At 43.9% G+C, this 586-nt stretch carries 1 protein-coding gene; it reads left to right on the top strand.

The annotated features are described in order from the left end of the window. Positions 1-15 precede the first annotated feature (15 nt). A complete protein-coding gene (locus tag JIN87_RS28010) occupies positions 16-522 on the top strand; it encodes an RDD family protein (RefSeq protein WP_200360062.1) in 507 nt (168 codons plus the stop codon). Positions 523-586 lie beyond the last annotated feature (64 nt).

The raw sequence follows: 586 nt of genomic DNA, 5'->3' as shown, positions 1-586 counted from the left end.
GTTCGGAAGAAATAAATGAACCAGCTTAAACCATCATCATACCACAAACGAGTGGCGGCGTTTGTGATCAACTTTGTGATTGGTGGCTTCTTGATTTCGGTTACGAACGTCTTGGAAATCAACGAAGACGTAAAACAAAAATTACCGATGCTTCTTGGACTAGCGTACGTCCTCATCTTTACGATTTTTCCCGAGTCACCCGGTAAACGTATTCTTAGATTGAGAACACTCGACTTAAAGATGGAACCTATCGGTGCAAAGAAAAGATGGATACGTAATTCAGTCTACCTCGTGTATTTGTCGATCATGTCGGCTTTCTATTTCTTTCCACCGCTAGACATCAAAGAAATGGGAGTATCCATGTTTTGGCTTTTCCCCACTCATGTACTGATTCCTCTGTTTTTGATGGCGAACGGATTCACAGTTCTTATGAATCCATCTGGTCAGTCATTAATCGACTTGAGAACGAAGACGCAAACCTACGGGTATGAAAAACCGAAAGGCATGCTCAAAGCCTACTAACTAAAATATCCGAACCAGTCGTAGCAGGCAACGAGCGCAAGCGCTCGCCGCCTGTACTCGGCGT

The organism is Pelagicoccus mobilis (assembly GCF_016595505.1).
Lineage (GTDB): Bacteria > Verrucomicrobiota > Verrucomicrobiia > Opitutales > Opitutaceae > Pelagicoccus > Pelagicoccus mobilis.
Note: the sequence above shows the minus strand (reverse complement) of the source record. Positions and strands in the feature narration are given on the sequence as shown.